General features: G+C 47.5%; 1 protein-coding gene. It reads right to left on the bottom strand.

What is annotated here, in order from left to right; genetic code table 11:
• Positions 1 to 65: 65 nt before the first annotated feature.
• The gene (locus B7P34_RS37025) at positions 66 to 290 is read right to left on the bottom strand and encodes a hypothetical protein (RefSeq protein ID WP_146167075.1); all 225 of its coding nucleotides are present in this window, start codon (positions 288 to 290) and stop codon (positions 66 to 68) included.
• Positions 291 to 387 lie beyond the last annotated feature (97 nt).

Below are 387 nucleotides of genomic sequence, written 5' to 3'. Positions count from 1 at the left end.
GGCCATTGGTCTCCTAAAAGGATGGAAAGAAAACCAGTCAGATGCACGACGCAAAATACACCACTCTAGTCTCCAATATGCATACCACTGTCGGTGTACTGTCTAGCAATTTCGGCCACGGCATCACCAATCTTCTTCCGGACATCGGTGACCGATTCACCGGTCAAGCAAGACACGAGCTTCTGGCGGATCACCAAACGTTGTTCGCCGGTAAGGGTCAAGAAAAGTTCCTTGGCTTCATTCGTGGTGGGATCCTTCCTTGTCTTGGTTGCAATTCTCCGGAAAATCACGGCGGAAAATGTGCGCGTCTGTAGTTCAAATAAATTAACAACCTGGCTTTCATCAAATATGTAAGATCAGGAAGAGGCCTATTTCTTTGCGTTCCGT

The sequence above is a fragment of the Streptosporangium nondiastaticum genome (assembly GCF_003011965.1).
Lineage (GTDB): Bacteria > Actinomycetota > Actinomycetes > Streptomycetales > Streptomycetaceae > Streptomyces > Streptomyces nondiastaticus.
Note: the sequence above shows the minus strand (reverse complement) of the source record. Positions and strands in the feature narration are given on the sequence as shown.